General features: G+C 30.0%; 18 protein-coding genes and 2 tRNA genes. 12 read left to right on the top strand and 8 right to left on the bottom strand.

Annotated features, from left to right (window positions below; translation table 11 throughout):
• Nucleotides 1–14 precede the first annotated feature (14 nt).
• Nucleotides 15–833 carry a hypothetical protein gene (locus MBBWO_RS06385; protein WP_116670065.1) on the bottom strand — a complete coding sequence of 273 codons (819 nt, stop codon included), beginning with the start codon at nucleotides 831–833 and terminating at the stop codon, nucleotides 15–17.
• Between the two features lie 89 nt (nucleotides 834–922).
• Nucleotides 923–2,425, bottom strand: coding sequence for a 5,10-methenyltetrahydromethanopterin hydrogenase cofactor biosynthesis protein HmdC (gene hmdC / locus MBBWO_RS06390; protein ID WP_116670066.1), 1,503 nt, complete (start codon nucleotides 2,423–2,425; stop codon nucleotides 923–925).
• 341 nt (nucleotides 2,426–2,766) lie between these two features.
• Between hmdC and hmd the strand changes: the two genes are divergently transcribed.
• The 7 genes from hmd (at nucleotide 2,767) to MBBWO_RS06425 (ending at nucleotide 8,176) form a co-directional block, all read left to right on the top strand.
• Nucleotides 2,767–3,780, top strand: coding sequence for a 5,10-methenyltetrahydromethanopterin hydrogenase (gene hmd, locus MBBWO_RS06395; RefSeq protein WP_116670067.1), 1,014 nt, complete (start codon nucleotides 2,767–2,769; stop codon nucleotides 3,778–3,780).
• A gap of 150 nt (nucleotides 3,781–3,930) precedes the next feature.
• The gene (gene hmdB, locus MBBWO_RS06400; protein ID WP_116670068.1) at nucleotides 3,931–4,929 is read left to right on the top strand and encodes a 5,10-methenyltetrahydromethanopterin hydrogenase cofactor biosynthesis protein HmdB; all 999 of its coding nucleotides are present in this window, start codon (nucleotides 3,931–3,933) and stop codon (nucleotides 4,927–4,929) included.
• A gap of 35 nt (nucleotides 4,930–4,964) precedes the next feature.
• On the top strand, nucleotides 4,965–5,447 hold the full coding sequence (locus MBBWO_RS06405; RefSeq protein WP_116670069.1) for a DUF3236 domain-containing protein: 483 nt from the start codon (nucleotides 4,965–4,967) through the stop codon (nucleotides 5,445–5,447).
• On the top strand, nucleotides 5,444–6,256 hold the full coding sequence (locus tag MBBWO_RS06410; RefSeq protein ID WP_116670070.1) for an SAM-dependent methyltransferase HcgC family protein: 813 nt from the start codon (nucleotides 5,444–5,446) through the stop codon (nucleotides 6,254–6,256). Before MBBWO_RS06405 ends, MBBWO_RS06410 begins: the two co-directional genes overlap by 4 nt.
• Before the next feature lie 4 nt (nucleotides 6,257–6,260).
• Nucleotides 6,261–6,968 (top strand): Nif3-like dinuclear metal center hexameric protein, encoded by a 708-nt coding sequence (locus MBBWO_RS06415; protein WP_116670071.1) that lies wholly within the window; start codon nucleotides 6,261–6,263, stop codon nucleotides 6,966–6,968.
• Nucleotides 6,969–6,981: 13 nt separating this feature from the next.
• A complete protein-coding gene (locus MBBWO_RS06420) occupies nucleotides 6,982–7,623 on the top strand; it encodes a hypothetical protein (protein WP_116670072.1) in 642 nt (213 codons plus the stop codon).
• Complete coding sequence (locus MBBWO_RS06425) at nucleotides 7,616–8,176, top strand: UPF0254 family protein (RefSeq protein ID WP_116670073.1); 561 nt, start codon at nucleotides 7,616–7,618, stop codon at nucleotides 8,174–8,176. Before MBBWO_RS06420 ends, MBBWO_RS06425 begins: the two co-directional genes overlap by 8 nt.
• Nucleotides 8,177–8,230: 54 nt before the next feature.
• On the opposite strand, the gene MBBWO_RS06430 is transcribed toward MBBWO_RS06425, so the two are convergent.
• Nucleotides 8,231–8,303, bottom strand: a tRNA-Thr gene (locus MBBWO_RS06430).
• 39 nt (nucleotides 8,304–8,342) lie between these two features.
• Nucleotides 8,343–8,425: transfer RNA gene (locus MBBWO_RS06435), tRNA-Leu, on the bottom strand.
• Between the two features lie 169 nt (nucleotides 8,426–8,594).
• On the opposite strand from MBBWO_RS06435, the gene MBBWO_RS06440 reads away from it, so the two are divergent.
• The 3 genes from MBBWO_RS06440 to MBBWO_RS06450 are packed head-to-tail and all read left to right on the top strand — an operon-like array spanning nucleotide 8,595 to nucleotide 10,878.
• On the top strand, nucleotides 8,595–8,768 hold the full coding sequence (locus MBBWO_RS06440) for a 4Fe-4S binding protein (RefSeq protein WP_243408482.1): 174 nt from the start codon (nucleotides 8,595–8,597) through the stop codon (nucleotides 8,766–8,768).
• A 15-nt stretch (nucleotides 8,769–8,783) separates the two neighbouring features.
• Nucleotides 8,784–9,575, top strand: coding sequence for an adhesin (locus MBBWO_RS06445; protein WP_116670074.1), 792 nt, complete (start codon nucleotides 8,784–8,786; stop codon nucleotides 9,573–9,575).
• Nucleotides 9,576–9,588: 13 nt separating this feature from the next.
• Complete coding sequence (locus MBBWO_RS06450; protein ID WP_116670075.1) at nucleotides 9,589–10,878, top strand: oligosaccharide repeat unit polymerase family protein; 1,290 nt, start codon at nucleotides 9,589–9,591, stop codon at nucleotides 10,876–10,878.
• Between the two features lie 259 nt (nucleotides 10,879–11,137).
• On the opposite strand, the gene MBBWO_RS06455 is transcribed toward MBBWO_RS06450, so the two are convergent.
• The 3 genes from MBBWO_RS06455 to feoB all read right to left on the bottom strand — a co-directional run bounded on the left by MBBWO_RS06455 (nucleotide 11,138) and on the right by feoB (nucleotide 13,932).
• A complete protein-coding gene (locus MBBWO_RS06455) occupies nucleotides 11,138–11,335 on the bottom strand; it encodes a hypothetical protein (protein WP_116670076.1) in 198 nt (65 codons plus the stop codon).
• Nucleotides 11,336–11,413: 78 nt separating this feature from the next.
• The gene (locus MBBWO_RS06460) at nucleotides 11,414–11,644 is read right to left on the bottom strand and encodes a FeoA family protein (RefSeq protein ID WP_116670277.1); all 231 of its coding nucleotides are present in this window, start codon (nucleotides 11,642–11,644) and stop codon (nucleotides 11,414–11,416) included.
• Nucleotides 11,645–11,916: 272 nt separating this feature from the next.
• A complete protein-coding gene (gene feoB / locus MBBWO_RS06465; RefSeq protein ID WP_116670077.1) occupies nucleotides 11,917–13,932 on the bottom strand; it encodes a ferrous iron transport protein B in 2,016 nt (671 codons plus the stop codon).
• A gap of 643 nt (nucleotides 13,933–14,575) precedes the next feature.
• Between feoB and MBBWO_RS06470 the strand changes: the two genes are divergently transcribed.
• On the top strand, nucleotides 14,576–15,832 hold the full coding sequence (locus MBBWO_RS06470; protein WP_116670078.1) for a tripartite tricarboxylate transporter permease: 1,257 nt from the start codon (nucleotides 14,576–14,578) through the stop codon (nucleotides 15,830–15,832).
• Here the strand turns inward: MBBWO_RS06470 and MBBWO_RS06475 are convergent.
• Nucleotides 15,829–16,758, bottom strand: a complete 930-nt coding sequence (locus MBBWO_RS06475) for an SAM-dependent methyltransferase (protein ID WP_116670079.1) — start codon at nucleotides 16,756–16,758, stop codon at nucleotides 15,829–15,831. The two genes, MBBWO_RS06470 and MBBWO_RS06475, sit on opposite strands and share 4 nt — an antisense overlap.
• Nucleotides 16,759–16,867: 109 nt before the next feature.
• Between MBBWO_RS06475 and MBBWO_RS06480 the strand changes: the two genes are divergently transcribed.
• Nucleotides 16,868–18,325, top strand: a complete 1,458-nt coding sequence (locus tag MBBWO_RS06480; RefSeq protein WP_116670080.1) for a CpaF family protein — start codon at nucleotides 16,868–16,870, stop codon at nucleotides 18,323–18,325.
• Nucleotides 18,326–18,405: the final 80 nt, after the last annotated feature.

An 18,405-nucleotide genomic window follows, 5' to 3' on the forward strand; every position in this document is an offset into this window, starting at 1 on the left:
TAACCCCCCATTCATTACATATATTTTTCAGATGATTCAAATTCAATATCATCAGAAGACTCATTAATTCCAGTCTTATTTTTTCTAGGTTTTCTTTGATTATTTATATGCATTTTATTAATGTTATGATTTCTATAGGCATCATGATTTTCAGAATAAATTTCTTTTAATTGCAAATCTTCCAAATCATCCTCTTTAATAGGATATTTTCTAGGGTTATATGGGATTTCTTTAGAATTATTTCTAGACTCATTAGCAGATTTGAGAATTTTATAGATAACACTTACAATAAGAATTAAAGCTATTAATTCAATTGGAAAATCAAATAATCTAAAAATATCTGCATAAAGATATGTTATAAAATTATCTGCATCAACAAATCCTCTTGCTAAAAAGATTATACCAACAAAAGCAATAATCCATCCATGAGATCTTTTCAAAATGTTTGCTTTTAGTAATAATGGATAAGCACTCATAACTAAAAGAGAAACACCTAATATTTTATATAAATTATTATCTGCAACACCTTGAAGTAATAAATATATATTTAAAAATGTTGCTGGTAGATATCCCCATTCAGATAAAAATGCAGCAATTAATAATAATTGAATAAGAGCAATAACAATTAAAGGGAAAACATAAGCTATTTCCCATTCAAAACGTCTGCGAAAAGCATGTTTTGTAAAAGGTTCTTCTAAAACCTCAGATAGAACATTATAAAGAACTGATGATAAAACAGACCCTATAATTGTTCCTGCAACACCTAAAACAGCGGTTGTAAATGCTACAAAAGCAGAAATAAATGCAACTAAAATTATTTTTGAATGTTTCAAATTTTCACCAGCATAGTTAATCTATAGAAATAAATTCTTTGATTAACTATATGGTTTTTAATAAATTTAAACTTTAAGAAAAAAAGAAATTATACCAAATTGAAAGCATTTGGTACAGTGTTTAAAATATTTTTACTAATTTGAGGAACTGTAGTTGTTATAATAGAGTCGTCTGCAGCATTAGCTGATGATTTATCATTTTCACCAGCTATTACAGTAGCATTAACGGCTCCTTGTAAATTATCAACAGTCATTTTTTGAACCCATGGGTCAGTATCTGAAATAATGATTTCATCGACATATTTATCTAATTCATTAGCCAATACCCATGAGATAAATCTACCACCTAACAAAGCCACACTATTTCCATTAACTGAGCTCACCGCATCTTCAATAGTGTTTTTTAAAGTGATTCCATCATGCATTTTAGAATGAATTAAAGTTGCCCAATGAGCATCTCCAACTGTATAATCTCCAATTTTCCTTGGATAAATATAATCAGGCCCTGCTAATTTGACTGCTGTAGCTAATGCAACTAATTCATCTCTTTGAACAGGTATGCGAGTATTTGTAGCCTTAAGTTCTTCATTCATAATTTCAATAACTCTTGGAAGACCAAATTTACCTCTTCTTGCAGTACCAGGTTCATAACCGCACATATATCCATGATGATTATTAGGAAAACCAGTAATGATTATGTTTAAACCAGTTCTAAGACCTGCCCTACATTCATATTCATAAGCACCATTAGTAGCTACAACTTTTCCTGGAACTAAAACACGAGCTGCAGCAATAGCTTTAGCATATGCTTCAACAGGATTTTCTGCTCTGTTAAATGGACCTCCTTCAATGACAAAAATGTCAGCACCAAGTTCTAAGGATTTTTCAAAACCAGTGATGACTTCATCATAACCATCTCCAACAAACATTATTGATTCAAGCCCACGACCATATTTTTTAGCTAAATCTGCAACATCTTTAGCTTCCCTTAATGGAGCTGCATGTCCTTCACCAGATTGTTCACTAGTAACATTAACTGCAACAGAAGAAGCTAGTTTAACCCAATCTTCTTTATCTGGTTTTTCAAGCATTTCCTTATCAATAAGTCTTGAATGAATCCTTCCTCTAGGACATTCAGTAAATGCAGGACCTTTTAGATAACATTCCCCACCACATTTTACAATTTCCTTAGGGAATCTCATAGGACCATTTTCTCCAAAATGATCTAAATCTAAAGGAACATCAACAGTATCATATACTTGTTTCATTACATCAATACCACTCATACCATTTTCTTCAGCAATGTCAGAAAATGCATATGCACATATATGTATAGATGCCCCAATCATATTAGCTAAACGACAATTTCCAAGTAATTCTTTTAATTGTAAATCAGAAGCACAAGTACCTACAACAACCTCAGTCAAATCACATCCCAATGGGAATCTCTTAAACTGCATACCTAATTTCATTGTTTCTTCAAGTGACAATTCAGAGATTGCATCAACAACACTAACTACATCTTTATCCATTTTAGACAATTCGATAGCTGCAGCATCATCATAAACTGCTTCTTTAATTAAATCATGCATCAAAATAACCTCTATAAATACTAAATTATATTATATTAATTAAACATATATAAATTTTGTTTTATTAATTACAAACAATCTTGGCAAATTAGCTACTAAAAGTAAATATAAAGATTTATATAATGCAAACAAAAAAAATTACTAATGTTACTACGTTGCTGAATTCAATAAAAAATGATTATTTAAAAATAGAACAATGATTATGTTCGCTATATAATTAATACGATTGCTATTAACAAACTTTTTAAATAATTAGAAGCTGTAGTAATAGTTTTTAGTAAAAAAAACTATAAAATAATCATTTTAAGAAAAAATATATATTTTTTAAGGAGAAATAAAAGATGAAAGTAGCAATTTTAGGTGCAGGATGTTACAGAACACATGCTGCAGCAGGTATTACCAACTTCTCAAGAGCTGTTGAAGTTGCAGAAGCAACTGGAAAAGAAAACATTGCAATGACTCACTCTACTATTGAAATGGGTGCAGAATTATTACACTTAGCAGGTGTAGATGAAGTAGTTGTATCTGACCCAGTATTTGACGGAGATTTCACTGTAGTAGATGACTTTGATTACTCAGAAGTAATTGCAGCTCACAAAGCAGGAAACCCTGAAGAAGTAATGCCAGCTATCAGAGAAAAAGTAGCTAAATTAGCTGAAGAAATTCCAAAACCATCCGAAGGAGCTATTCACTTTACTCACCCAGAAGATGTTGGAATCAAAACCACTACCGACGATGCTGACGCAGTAGCTGACGCTGACTGGGTAATGACCTGGTTACCAAAAGGCAGTATGCAAAAAGGTATCATCGAAAAATTCGCTGATCAATTAAAAGAAGGTGCAATCTTAACTCACGCTTGTACTATTCCTACTACCAAATTCAACGACATTTTCCAAGAATTAGGTGCAAACGTAAACGTAACTTCCTACCACCCAGGTGCTGTACCTGAAATGAAAGGTCAAGTTTACATTGCTGAAGGATACGCTGATGAAGCTGCAATCAACACTCTTAAAGACTTAGGTTCCAAAGCAAGAGGAAACGCATACACCTTACCTGCAAACTTATTAGGTCCTGTATGTGATATGTGTTCCGCAGTAACTGCTATTACTTACGCAGGTATTTTAGCTTACAGAGACACCGTTACCCAAATTTTAGGTGCTCCAGCTGACTTCGCACAAATGATGGCAAACGAAGCTTTAACCCAAGTTACTGCATTAATGAACGATGAAGGTATCGACAAAATGGATGATGCTTTAGCACCTTCCGCATTAGTAGGTACTGCTGACTCCATGAACTTCGGTGCATTAGCAGACATCGTTCCTACTGTATTAGACAACTTAGCAAAAAGAGACTAAGTGTAGTCTTAAATAAGTTTAATGTTGATTTTTAATCAACATATTAAAACTTATTTTTTAATAAATGGGGAAGAAACTACTTTTTTAATTATTAAAAAATAAGTTTTAACTATTTTTTAACTACTAAATAACTTCTTATTAGGTGTAACATTGATTGATGAAATTTTAAAAAGAGCAGAGAATGGAAAAAAATTAGATAATGAAGAATTATTCCAACTATTTTCAGTAAATAATGCTGAAGATTTAAAAAAGTTATGTGAAACTGCATCTAATATTAGAAATAAATATTCTAAAACAATTAAATTAACTTCAACAGTACATATTACAAATAAATGTCAAGTACAACCAAGATGTAAATACTGTGGATTTGCAGCTAAAACATCCAGAGACGGATATTATAATGCTTTTTATAAAACTGATGATGAAATACGTCAAGCAGCTAAGTCAATAGAAGAAGCAAGAGTGCCAAGAGTCAGTTGCTCTGGAGGTCATGGATACAAAGGAAAACAAGCTGTTCATGCTGCAGAAATAGTAAAAGGAGAAACTAATCTTGAATTATTAATTAATGTTGGTGCAGATTTAACTGAAAATTCAACAAATAAACTAGCTGAGTTAAATACAGACACTGTCTGTTGTAACTTGGAATCAACAAATGAAGCTATTTTTAATAATGTAAAACCTGGAGAAACACTTCAAGATAGGATTGATGTATGTAACCAAGTCTGTGATGCTGGAATTGAATTATCCTCCGGATTATTATTAGGTATTGGAGAAAGTGATGAAGATAGATTAAATCATTTATTATTCCTTAATCAATTTAAAACACTTGGAGAAATTCCTATAATGGGATTCAATCCTTACAAAGATACACCAATGGAAAATCATCCAGCATGCCCATTAGACTTGCAATTAAAAATGGTTGCAATTACACGTATAATGTATCCTAAAATAAGAATCACTGTTCCAACACCAACAATTGGACCTAAAAATGTAGAATATTCCCTAAATGCAGGGGCAAATAATTTAGCAACAGTAATAGCTAAAAATTATCCTTTAGAAGTTAAAGGTGTTGGTTCTCCTACATACGGTAATTTAGAAGAAGTTGTTTCAGTTATTGAAAGTTTAGGGTTAACACCACAATATTTATAAAACTTCTTTTTTTTTAAAATTTTAAAGTGGTTAAAATGGCTTTTGAAGAAATTATTAAAAATGCATATGAAGAATCAGAAAATAATTGCAGATTTGGAGATAAAGTAGAGGAAATAACTGCAATCCAGAATTATATAAAAAACTCTAAAAAGATTTACATTCCTAATAAAAATGGAATAAAAGTAGAAGTTTTAAATGAAGTTTTAAATGAATATGGATTACCTACAGCTAGAATATTACAAATTAATACTAATGCTGCAGATGCAAGTAGAATTCCTGCTTTAGCAAAAGCATACATGGCTCTAGATCAAAGTGATGCAGATTTAATAATAGCTAGAGGTCGTTTAGGAGTTCCTGGCTCTGGTTCTTTTTTAATTTTTATGGATAATAAAGGTAGAATTTTAACTGCAGGAACATCACCTTCACATGTTGTTCATAATAAAACATTAGAAGAAGCCGTGTATAATGAAGCTAATGAAGCCTTAATAAAAATTGGTTTTAAAAAGGTTAAAGAATGAAAATAGAAGAAATTGACACAGGAATTACAGAAGAAGTATTTACAATCAAATCACAAACAAAATTAATAGATATTTTTAATAGCATAATTGATAAAAAAAGTCAAGTTAGCTATGAATGGGTTTTAGATTTAGATATTGATAAAAACTCTAAAATTATTGTTATTGGAACTTATTTTACAGGCATTGGTATTGTTAAAAAACTAGCTAAAACTTTCAATGATGTTTTATTAATAGATATTTATCCCCACCTCAAAGAATTTATTAATGTGCCAATAGGGGATATATTAACAGATGAAGAAAAAGATAACATCTCATTTTCATCAGATTTAGATTTAATATATAGTGGAGATGTTGTTATTGATACAACAGGTTTTGGAGGAATAACTGTTGAACAATCCTCTAAATTTGATGTGAAAGGTTTCTTAATAGAAGATCCTGTGGCTGAAGATAATGACATATTACTTAAAAACAAAAACAACATTTATGATAGAATAAATGCAGTTAAAAGTGAAAATAAAGCTATTATTAAAACTCATGGAATAAACACAAAAACATCTGGAACTATGACTTTAACTATTGGTGTTTTAACAAATGCTTTAAATAAATCTCTTAAAAAAGAAGGTGTTTTATATTCTGCTTGTGAAATGGGATTTTTTGAAGAGGTTATTTTTAAAGAAAAGGATATAGCTAAATTCATTGAACTAACTGATAAACAGGCCATGAAAATTTCCACCATCAATCCATTTGACTGTGATGATTTGCTAAATGAGGAAATAGATAAAATCAATTCTAAAATAATTACTCAATGATAAAATGTTACTTAAGGATATCTGTAAATTTATTGAAACTAAAATACCATTAAAATATGCACTAGCTAGTGACAAAATTGGATTTGCAGATGAGTATGATTTGAATCTTGAAATTAATTCTGTTAAAGTGTTAATGGATTTGTTTAAGGAAGATGATGATAAATTTGATGAAAAAACATTAATCATTACACATCATCCGCCCATTTTCAAACCAAAAACACCCACTTATACAATCCACTCAAGTTGGGATATAATCAAAGGTGGTGCAAATGAAGCTTTAGCAGATAGCTTAAATTTAGAAGTTGTTGATGTTTTCCATGCCCAAACTGGAATTGGAAGACTTTGCAAATTTAATGGAACTTATCACGATTTAGAAGAAATCATTAAAGAAAATTTCCCTCAGGAAAATACAAGAATTGTAAATAAACCTAAGTTAAATGATAAAATAGAAAAAGTAGCTATTGTTTCTGGTTTTGGTCTTAAAAATCCAGATTACATAAAATTAGCTAAAGACAAAAAAGTAGACATATTTATTTCTGGAGATTTGACTCAGGAAACTGCAGTTCTTGCCAAAAATAACAATTTAACATTAATTGATTTAGGCCACCACAATAGTGAAATTCCAGGCCTTTATAAACTTGGAGAAATCATATCTTCATGTGGTGTAAATGTAGAAGTTATAAATAAAGGAGAACCTTGGAATAAATTATAGGAGATCTTAAAATATGATATCAGAATTAGAAAGTAAAATGATTCCAAAAGGAAGAATAGATTTAATTGGACTTGGAAGATTAGGTATTAGAACAGGACTTAACCTTATTGAAGTCCATAGAGGAGGACCCTCTCAAATAGCTGTTTTTGATGGACAGAAAATTTCAGGTTCAGATATTATATTTACACTGCTTGGTGCAAAAAATGAAGAATATAAAACTGATTTCTTTAAAAAACTATGCACTCATGATAAAAGTTATAGAGAAATTATAAGTATTCCAGAATATGTAAATGAAAATAATCTTGATTTTGTAAAAGGAGATGTTGTTGTTATTGAAATAGCTGGTGGAAATACAATACCTACAGCAGCCAATATTATTAAACATGTTCACAGTTATGGTGGAAAAACAATTAGTACTGCAGGAATCTTTGGTATGGGGGATGAAAAAATAGAAATTAAAGACATTTCTGAATTTGATGATACAAATCCTGCTGTTGAAGAACTTAGAAAAGAAGGAATTACTGAAAACCATCTTGTAATAACAACTGGAAAATTTATAAGAGATATGGAGCCTGTAACACCTTATACTCTTGATGAAGTAGCTAAAGAAGTTACAAAAACATCTTTAAAATTACTTATTGATATTTATGATTAAAATAGCAACTGCTGAATGTTTTACTCACGGAAAAATAGGTAATGAATTACATGCCCTTGGACAAAGTTATGAAGGAAAATTCGGCTGTGAATATATAAAAAATCCTGAAAAATATGGTGGATTTAACTACAGTGAAATTTCAGTTACCTGCAGCCTATTTATTCCAACTATTGATGCTGTAAAAACTATTTTAAGAGTTCCAAACCCTCCAGAACCAAAAGAGCTTATTAAAGGAATTAAAGTTTATGATGAATATGGAGATAAAGAAGTTTCCAAAGTAATGGCCAAAGCTGTTAAAAAATTAACTAATTGTGATATAGCTATTGGAACAACTGCAGGCATTGGACGTGGAGGAATATCTGTAGTTACCGATGAACTGGAAATAACAACCACAACTAACATTAATGCAGACTTACGTGAAAATAATAGTTTTGATTTACTTAAACGTCAAGAAAGCGGCATAAAAAAAGCTATTGAAATAATATTACTACTTTTAAATAACGATTTTAAGAAATTAGAATCTATTGAAAATATTGAAATTATTAAAAAATAGCTATAAAAAGTAATCTAAAATTAATAAGAAATAGCTAAAAATAGATAAAATTAGAGCCTTAGGGGGGATTCGAACCCCCGACTTCTACCTTACCAAGGTAGCGCTCTACCAGCTGAGCCACTAAGGCAAAAAAAATCGGATTTTACAGAAAAAAATTACAAAATAGTGCAGGAGAAGGGATTCGAACCCTCGAAGGCCTATGCCAGAGGATCTTAAGTCCTCCCCCTTTGGCCGCTCGGGCACCCCTGCATATATACAACAATATACTATTGTGTCATTCTACTATATAAATGTATCGTTTTTCTATCATCTAAAAAGAAAAATTGAAAAACTCAATATTATACTATTTATCAAAAAACTATATAAATATTGATATTATTAAATAAAAATAATATAATAATTTTTAAAGGAAATAAATATGATAAAAATTGATTACGAGGAATGTGCCGTCTGTGAACAATGTTTAGAAATGTGTCCAGAAGAAGCGATTATTAAAAAAGCATTCAAAGTAGAAATTACTGAAGACAAATGCACTTTTTGTTATAATTGTTTAGACTGCTGTCCAGTTGGTGCAATATATGAAGAAGATTAAATTACAGGTATTATTATGAAAAAGCCAGGATTTTTAAAAAAATTTACAATTATTGATTATCTAATAATAATAGTTGTTATAGTTGCAATCATATTTGCAGTAGTAGAAATTAGTTCACCTAATCAAAGTGAAGATGAAAGTTCTTCCTATGATTCATCAACCTTTAACAAGGTTGTAGAAAATTATTTAAAATATTATCTTACTGGAAATATAGTTACAACAACTGTTGAAGGTATTAATGCAAGCAATAACGAACCAGTTTCTTTAAATGGAAATATCATATGGATGGATGATAATTCCGGAAATAACCTTAAGGTACTTGTTGAGTCTAATGGAAATGAATATCTCTTAGGAGAATATCAGGACATCCCTAATGCAGATATATATTTAAATAGAATGACACTTACTGTAGATGGAAGCATTTACCCTAATTTAACTGAAGTAATGATTAGTCCAATGAATGTAACTTCTTTAAGCCAGTTAACAGATTCACTTGGAAATAAAACCAATTATGAAATATCCACAACAGTAACTGTTGATTCAATAGACAGTTCCAGTTTCCAAGAAGCAGAAAATGCACTTTACAGTGACAACCATAGGATTTCAATTAAATCAACAAATACTGGTTTAAATGAACAGTTAAAAATAATAAGGGCTACTTCAGATGAAATAAATTTAGTTAGTGGAATTCTTGGAAATATTGATGGAACTAGCGATGAAATAACCATTAGAATTTATAACTGCACTAATCAGGACTTAGAAAACATTGAAAACAACTTTAATGTTCTTAATGTTAAAACCTTTTAATGTTGTGTAAAAAATGAGCTATATCTACACTAAATTAACCCATATAATAAATAGAATATCTGATGAATTCCACAGATCTCTAATATTTAGAGTAATCTTTTCAATACTTAGTTTTATTGAAAATCAATGGGTCAATAGCTATTTTAAAAAACTATATCCTGGTGAAAACTTTTTAGGATTTGTTAAAAAGAATAAAATCCTAAATACCTATATTTTCTCACCTTTAATTGTTTTAGTTATTTTTGCAGCATTCTTATTGTTATCACTAACACCTGTCAGCGACAGTCTAGTTATGACTATAATTATTGCATTTATTGCCTTTTTTATTGGTGCCGTTATAGTTCCAAAATTTCTATTAAATAAAGAATTTGAAAAACCCTTAATTGATTTCAATGAAAAAGATATTTATTCCATTGGTTTTTGTTTAATACTTGTAGCAATTGTATTTTTCTTCATAAGTGTTGCTTCTGTTGGTGGAATTCCAATATTACAGCCATCAATAAGATATTTATTAATACCTGCATTTACCATGCCAGTATTTTTAATAATCCCTGGAGTTTGTATACTAGCTGGAGTTTATCTTAAATACTATCAAGATGGAAAAATAACAAGATCACAGGCAAGATTTAGATTGCTTTTATTAACAGCAATCAGTTGTGGATTCTTATTAGCTTTAGGTTATAGAACTCCATTACTTGCAGTTCTTCTAATTATGATTATTATTGGATATTATGGAAACCTCCTATCAATGTGGGAAGTTGTTGCTGGAGCCATTTTAGGAGTTTGTGCAATTATTGGAATTGGATACTTCAGATCTGTTGAGGAATATACAGTAACTACCGCAACAAATCCTTTTTACACTTTACAGTCAAGAGCAGACTTTACTTTACATGTACTTGACCATTTAAATTTAATTGGAGGTTTAACTGGTGCAACACATGGAGAAATGTTAGCCAGTTCAATACCGGGAAGTGAATTAGGGCCTAGAATGCTTGTTGGAAAATTAATCGCATGGAGAACTGAAGTTACAGTTACACCAACTTTAATCGGACAGATGGTTGCTGATTTTGGAAAAATAGGAGTAGCTATTGAGATGTTAATCCTTGGATCAACTTTAGGAATTGGATTTAAAATAATGAGAAAAACTAAAAATTATTTTTATATTTCATTATACAGCTTAGTTTTAACCTACACCATTTTAGGTGTTGAAACAGGAATTTTAGATATTCAAGTTCTTGTTTACTTTATTGCAGCTATTTTCATATATTTAGTTTATATTTTTAGAGCACATTATGCTAAATAGCTGTTATTATTTTTACTTTTTTAAAATTTTAGTAAAAATCTATTTTTTAATTTCTGCATTTACATATACTATTTGAAAAATGATAATTTCTCAACTGAAATAAATTAAATTACAATTAGCTTCCAATATTAAAAAAATAAAAATCAATCATCAAGTTTTACAATAGCTAATTTAATAATAAACAATAGCAAACCGTATGAAAATTTTAAAGTTAAAAAAAAGTAATCAATGTTAGTAAAATAGCTAGCAATAAAAAGAATTAATGGCTAGCTTTTTTTGAGTTAAATTTATCTTTTAATTTTTTAATGAATGCAAATTCTTCTTCAAAATCTAAAGAATTGGCATATCCACAATTAGGACAGTGCACTGTGTTTGAACAGTGCTTTCCACAGTTTGCACATCCTCCATTTGGGACTTTTGTTTCATCAAATTTAAATCCACACATCCTACATTCCATAAAATCACCATAAAATAGCCTAGATATATGTAAAAATTAAATTAAAATAATAAAAAAAAGAGGATGAAAATAAAAGAATTATTGGACTTCAATATTTTTTGCTTCTTCTTTACGAAGGCAAACTGAATAACCTTTTATTCTAAGTTTTACTGGATCTCCCAAAGGTGCAACTCTTTCTACTTTAATTTTAGAACCTTTAACAAATCCCATACCTAAAAGATGTCTTCTTAATTCAAGATCCCCACCTTCATGATAAGTTTTTAAAGTTACTTCTTCACCAGGTGCAACATCATTTAAAGTTCTTGTAATCATAGTATACCTCCATTTTTAGGTTTACCTAAATTGAAGTTTTTTAGGTACTCCCAAACTTAACTAAATAATAATATGGAAGTCCTAATATATAAAACTTTAGGTAAACAAAAAAAATATTTTATTATAAAAAATTCTTACAAAATCAATTTACAATTTATATTATAATAAGAAAAAAAGATTATTTAGAAGGAAGTTTACCTTCTAAATCTTTTTTATCTTTAGGTATTTTAATACCTCTTATTCCGCTTTTACTTCTCATAGATTAACTCCTATGTGAAACCTAATGCCAAACCGCCCCAGTAAACAATTAATGAAACAACATATGCAGTTACCAAGGTAACGGCTGCCATAGTTAATGGCCATTTCCAACCATTAGTTTCTGATTTGATTGTACCAAGGGCTGCAAAACATGGTATGTATAACAATACAAAGACCATAAATGAGAATGCAGATAATGGGGTGAACAACTCATGAACAGCACCTTCTATACCGGCACCTTCCTCGGCTACTCCGAATAGGGAACTGAATGTTCCTACAACCACCTCCTTAGCAACAATACCGAATATTAATGCTACGGCAGGTTGCCATTCTCCAAATCCAAGTGGAGCAAATATTGGTGCTATTGCAGTACCGATTTGACCAATTGCACTTTCCTGAGATCCATATTCAACACCGAATGGTACACTACTTAATACCCATATGATAATTGAAGCAGCTAATATAATAGTACCTGCTTTTCTAATAAATCCTTTGGATTTTTCCCAAGTGTGTAAAAGAACACCTTTAAGTGATGGAACTTTATATGTTGGAAGCTCCATAACAAATGGAGAAGATAATCCTTTAAACATTGTTCTTTTAAGTATAGCTGCAACAATAATAGCTACAATAATACCTAACAAGTAGATTGCAAATAACATTTCTCCTTGATATGCAGAGAAGAATGCTGAAATAAATAATGCATATACTGGCAATCTAGCAGTACAAGACATAAATGGAACAAGTAACATTGATAATAAACGGTCAGATTCATGTTCCATTGTCCTTGTTGCCATAACCGCTGGAACACCACAACCGAATCCTAATATAAGTGGAATAAATGCTTTACCGTGGAGACCTACAAACTTATGCATGATCTTATCCATAACAAAAGCAGCTCTTGCAAGATAACCACTATCTTCAAGAATACTGATTGCTAAAAACATCAATACAATTTGTGGCAAGAACACAAGTACTCCACCTACACCACCAATGATACCATCAACTAAAAAGGATCCGAGAATTGATTCGCCAGTAATTGCCAAAATTGAATCACCAAGCCATGCAAATCCTCCATCAATAAGATCCATAAATGGTGTGGCCACATTAACTACAACTTGGAATAAAATATACATTATAACTAAAAATATAGGGAATCCTAAAATTCTGTTAGTTACAATATTATCAATTTTATCTGTTAAAGTTGGTTTTTCAACAGCAGGTTTTTGTACAGTTTCTTTAATAAGGCCATCAATGTATGCATACCTTGCATTTGCAATTACTTCTTCAGGCACTTCTCCATATATATCCTGAAGGTGTTTTGAAACTGCATTCACCTTATCCATAATTTTATTACCACTACTTGAATTTTTTACTTTTTCAAGTACAATTTCATCATTTTCAAGTAATTTAACAGCTGTCCAGAAAGAAGAAACATCATTCAAAGAATTATCCTTTTCTATTAAAACTCTTATTTCTTCTACATGTTCTTTTAATTCATCTCCATAAGCTAATTTTACACTAGTATCCTTAGGCTTGCTAGCTTGTTTTTTAACAGTGCTTAATAATTCATCAAAGCCTGTTTTATCTTTAGCACTTATTTCAATGACAGGAAAACCAAGCAATTCACTCATTGCTTTAATATCAATAATATGTCCCTTTTTTTGAGCGAAATCATTCATATTTAGCGCCATTACTAAATTAGCACCCAATTCCATCATTTGAACTGTTAAATATAAATTACGCTCTAAATTAGCAGCATCTACAACATTAACTATTACATCAGAGTCCCCATCAATAATGAAATCCCTAGAAACGATTTCTTCAATTGAATGAGCACTTAATGCATAATTACCAGGCAAATCAACAACATCAAAACGAACATCATTATAATCAAAATGACCTTCTGCCCTTTCAACAGTTTTACCGGGCCAATTTCCTACATGCTGATGCATACCTGTTAATTGATTGAATACTGTAGTTTTACCGACATTTGGGTTTCCCGCTAATCCTACAATACAATTCTTCATTAAACAGTCTCCATAAATTTTTTTAAAATTTATTCACACAATAATTAACCATAACATATGGTTATTGATAAACGTTCATGAACACCCATCTAAAAATTAGGTGAACCTAAACATATACTAAAATTTATTTTTATGATATATAAAGGTTTAGGTATTCCTAAATAATAACAAAAAGTTACTTAAATTGTCAACATTTTGCACCAAAAGATCTAACACTCATGAAAAAAATTGTGTAAAAATTTAGGCATACCTAAAAAAATAGAAACCTTTATATACTACTCCCAACAATGTTATACATGGTGATGAAATTTAGGAATACCAAAATTTCTAATACATTGCCTTGTTATATTATTGGTCAAAAAATATAATCTCCAAAGTACAAGTTTAATATTAAATTAGCTTTTTCACAATTTTCTAATTTAATATTAATTGAAACACGTGGGTCCATATTAACCCATATTTTTCCTAAAAAAAGTCGGTGTTTAAATCGAAGCTCACTTTTAAACACCATATTATCTCTTTTTTATAATTTTTCTATTACTTAAGAACAACTTTTTAAAATAGCTTAAATTTAATAAATAGAATCAAAATTAATATTTTTACTTAAACAAGAATTATATTTCTATTAAATTAATTAATAGCTATGTTTGAGTTAGTTATTGCATGTTTATTAGGCATTGGTATTGGAACAATAACTGGAATGACTCCAGGAATACATGTAAATACTGCAGGAGCAATCTTATTTGCAGTTTCAACAATTCTTTTATCTTTTGTAAGCCCAGAATTTCTTTGCGTTCTAATGGTTTCAATGTCTATAGCTCATGCACTTCTAGAATTTATACCATCAATGCTTTTAGGCGTTCCAGAAGAAGGAACTGCACTTTCAGTCCTTCCAGGACATAAAATGGTTTTAGAAGGAAGATCAAAAGAAGCTATTCGCATAGTATCAATAGGTGGATTTGGAGCAATTATTGTAACAATATTACTTCTCCCAATTTTTGCAATTGTTTTACCACCCACCTATGAATTATTAAAACCAGTGACATGGATTTTACTTTTAATTGCATCAATTTACTTAATTTATAAAGTTACAAGCACTCTAAAAGGATTTCTATGGTCTCTTTTACTTTTTATCCTATCAGGAATTTTAGGCTGGATTATATTCCAAGCCCCATTATCTTCAGGCATTTCATTGATGTGTGTATTTTCAGGATTATTTGGAATTAGCACTATCCTATTTAGTCTAAATGATAATTCAACAATACCCCATCAGAATAAATTTTATGACTTAGACATTGATAATGCCAAAATTAAAAGCATAATAACTGGTGGAACAACAGGTGCTATCTTAGGTTTCCTACCGGGATTTGGACCAGCTCAAGGAAGTGTTATTGCTCAATCTGCAAGTGGACAGTCAAATAATGATGATGAAAACACAACTAATTTTTTATTGGCAATTTCTGGATTAAATACATCCGACTGTTTATTTTCTTTAATTGCAATTTATCTTATTGGAAATCCCAGAAGCGGAATAGCGGTTTATATGTCTTATTTAATATCTGAATTTAACCTGTCTCATTTAATTGTCTTTATTTTTGCTTCTTTAATAGCTGTTTCACTATCATTAGCTTTATGTCTAAAATTAGGAGATTCATTTTCAAAATTAATGAGTGGCATAGACTATAGAAAGTTATCTATAGCAGTGATTATCTTACAAGTTATACTGCTCTACATTTTTGGCCTATACTATCAAGCCCCACTTCCATACCTAACCTTAATGTTAGTAACTTCCGCAGCTATGGGACTTTTACCTCACTACTTGGATGTGGGCAAGTCTCATTTGATGGGTGTTTTAATAATTCCAGCCATCATAATTTACATGCAAATGTTTCAAAGTTAAATAATTAACACATCATTAGCTATTTTATTAGCTTTTTCTTTTATTTTTTCAATATTTGCTCCAGGATACATATCTATAATACATAAATCCAGACCAGTTATATCTAAATCTTCAAATGCACAATTTAAAATCTCATAATTTCCATCAATATTATTAGTAATGATATTATCTAGGGTAATTTCAACTAGTTTAGGATTAATATCATTAAATATTACTTTTTCAAACCCATAGTGCATTAAAAATATCCCAATAGCTCCTGAACCACACATTCCATCAATAGCTATGACCTTACCAACATCATTATTTTCAAGATAATTATAAAGCTTTAATAATTTTTCTTCTGTTGTACTAGCTACTTCAATATGATTAACTGATTGAAATTTGTTTATGATTATTTTAACAAGTTTATCATCTTTTTTGATTAAAGTTCTCAATACATCGCACCTTGAATCATCCCCAGCGAGTATTTCATATGTTTCTTCTGTTGAATCTTTATCAAATATCCCAATAGTTTTTGACAAGTCCCCTTTTAATACACCCTTAACTTCCAAAACTTCATTAAAAATTCTACTAGCTACTTCTTTATCAAAATCAGAATGAATTAATATTAATGAATCTTTTCCAATAAACTGAGGATTTAAAGAACTGAAACAAAATGCAGGAAGAGGAATTGGAGAATTTCTTCTTAAATTAGCTTTTTCACTTACGATTCCTTCTTCAACCATTATTTTTAATATGTGTGCCATTACAACATCAAGGGGTCTCTTTCCACAAGAACAACGTTTATAATCATTATTCAATTTATCATAATCAGCAAAATCTTTAATTGGAGTGAATTTCTTTATCTGTACATCCTGACAGTTCCCACAAGGATTTAAATCATCTATTTTTTCAGATAAGTTTTCAAAGGTGCATTTTTCATTCATGATAATTAATTGTTCTTTTATGATAATTATCATTTCGGTTGAAATATAAATTATATTAACTAGTTTAACAAAGCTTTAAAATACAAATAAATGATTTTGTGTTGGTTTTATGATAAATAAAAATGAAATAAATAGATTTAACAATAATAAATCAATAGTGCCTCAATATAATGTTACAAAAGAAAAATATAACCCTGAAGAAAAAATTCTTCTAACAGAAGTGCGTGAAAATTTAGTTGATATTGCAATGTCTTCAGATAAAAATTTACAGATAAATGAAAGAAAGTTGTTAAATGATATTCAGGATTTCTTATTTCTACGACTTTCTCAAAATCCAGCAAATAAAAAACTAGGGACTGATTATATAAAAATTCTCTCAAAGAAGTTTTTAAGAGAAATTGTAGGCTATGGCAAAATAGATTCCTTAATAAAAGATGACGAATTAGAAGAAATAATGATAATTGGAGTAAATAAACCGATTTATGTATATCATAGAAAATATGGAATGATGAAAACAAATCTCATTTATGATAATGAACAAGAGCTAATAGAGTTAATTGACAGCATTGCAAGGCAGATAAACCGTAGAATAGATCAGGAAACACCCATTTTAGATGCAAGATTAAATGACGGCTCTCGAGTTAATGCAACTATACCCCCAGTTTCTGCAGACGGGCCTTCAATGACAATAAGAAAATTTAAAAAAGACCCCTTAACCATAATAGACCTGATAAATTTTAAAACTATTTCTGTAGAATTAGCTGCATTTTTCTGGCTTTGTTTTGATGGTTTAGGTGTTCGCCAGGCAAATGCAATAATCTCTGGAGGTACAAGTTCTGGAAAAACAACCACCTTAAATGCATTAACCTCATTTATTAATCCCAAGGAAAGAATAATAACAATTGAAGATACCTTAGAACTCCAAATACCTCATGAACATGTAATTAGAATGGAAACACGTCTTCCCAATGTTGAAAATAAAGGCGAACTAACAATGAATGACTTAGTTAAAAATTCACTTAGACAAAGACCAGACAGAATAATCGTTGGAGAAGTAAGAGGAAATGAAGCAATAACTCTTTTTACAGCATTAAATACAGGACATTCTGGATTTGGAACACTTCATGCAAATGATGCACGTGAAACAATAAATAGATTAACAAATAGTCCAATGTCAGTTCCTAAAATAATGATTTCAGCCATTGATTTTATTATAATGCAAAATAGAATTTATAATTCCTCAAGAGGCTCTTTCAGACGCATAAGTGAAGTAGCTGAGGTTACAGGAATGGAAGGAGATGTAATTCAACTAAATAAAATCTTTCAATGGAATCCTCAAAATGATACCATTGAAAATATAGGAGTTACAAGCAAGACATTAACAGAAATCTCCAAAACAAGTGGAAAATCAATGAATTACCTCTACAACGAAATTGAAAATCGTAAATTATTATTGAACTATATGGTACATAATCATATTCGCTCAATAGGTGCAGTTAAAAAATTATTGGATCTTTACTATGTAAATCCAGACTCAATATTAAACCAAATTAAACTAACCAGTTAGGTGATATTATTTTTGATAAGTTTTTTATAGCTATTGGAGATTTAGTACTGAGCTTCATAGATATTTTCAGAATTAAACCA

Origin of the sequence: Methanobrevibacter woesei, from assembly GCF_003111605.1 — an archaeon.
In the GTDB taxonomy this organism is placed as follows: Archaea; Methanobacteriota; Methanobacteria; order Methanobacteriales; family Methanobacteriaceae; genus Methanocatella; species Methanocatella woesei.

What these genes read in the sequence shown, in the direction of transcription:
- MBBWO_RS06420 (WP_116670072.1), top strand. Translation starts at nt 6,982, where the DNA reads ATGATATCAGAATTAGAAAGTAAAATGATTCCAAAAGGAAGAATAGAT.
- MBBWO_RS06405 (WP_116670069.1), top strand. Translation starts at nt 4,965, where the DNA reads ATGGCTTTTGAAGAAATTATTAAAAATGCATATGAAGAATCAGAAAAT.
- MBBWO_RS06410 (WP_116670070.1), top strand. Translation starts at nt 5,444, where the DNA reads ATGAAAATAGAAGAAATTGACACAGGAATTACAGAAGAAGTATTTACA.
- MBBWO_RS06450 (WP_116670075.1), top strand. Translation starts at nt 9,589, where the DNA reads ATGAGCTATATCTACACTAAATTAACCCATATAATAAATAGAATATCT.
- feoB (WP_116670077.1), bottom strand. Translation starts at nt 13,932, where the DNA reads ATGAAGAATTGTATTGTAGGATTAGCGGGAAACCCAAATGTCGGTAAA.
- MBBWO_RS06470 (WP_116670078.1), top strand. Translation starts at nt 14,576, where the DNA reads ATGTTTGAGTTAGTTATTGCATGTTTATTAGGCATTGGTATTGGAACA.
- MBBWO_RS06455 (WP_116670076.1), bottom strand. Translation starts at nt 11,335, where the DNA reads ATGGAATGTAGGATGTGTGGATTTAAATTTGATGAAACAAAAGTCCCA.
- hmd (WP_116670067.1), top strand. Translation starts at nt 2,767, where the DNA reads ATGAAAGTAGCAATTTTAGGTGCAGGATGTTACAGAACACATGCTGCA.
- MBBWO_RS06475 (WP_116670079.1), bottom strand. Translation starts at nt 16,758, where the DNA reads ATGAATGAAAAATGCACCTTTGAAAACTTATCTGAAAAAATAGATGAT.
- MBBWO_RS06445 (WP_116670074.1), top strand. Translation starts at nt 8,784, where the DNA reads ATGAAAAAGCCAGGATTTTTAAAAAAATTTACAATTATTGATTATCTA.
- MBBWO_RS06480 (WP_116670080.1), top strand. Translation starts at nt 16,868, where the DNA reads ATGATAAATAAAAATGAAATAAATAGATTTAACAATAATAAATCAATA.
- MBBWO_RS06440 (WP_243408482.1), top strand. Translation starts at nt 8,595, where the DNA reads ATGATAAAAATTGATTACGAGGAATGTGCCGTCTGTGAACAATGTTTA.
- MBBWO_RS06425 (WP_116670073.1), top strand. Translation starts at nt 7,616, where the DNA reads ATGATTAAAATAGCAACTGCTGAATGTTTTACTCACGGAAAAATAGGT.
- MBBWO_RS06415 (WP_116670071.1), top strand. Translation starts at nt 6,261, where the DNA reads ATGTTACTTAAGGATATCTGTAAATTTATTGAAACTAAAATACCATTA.
- hmdC (WP_116670066.1), bottom strand. Translation starts at nt 2,425, where the DNA reads ATGCATGATTTAATTAAAGAAGCAGTTTATGATGATGCTGCAGCTATC.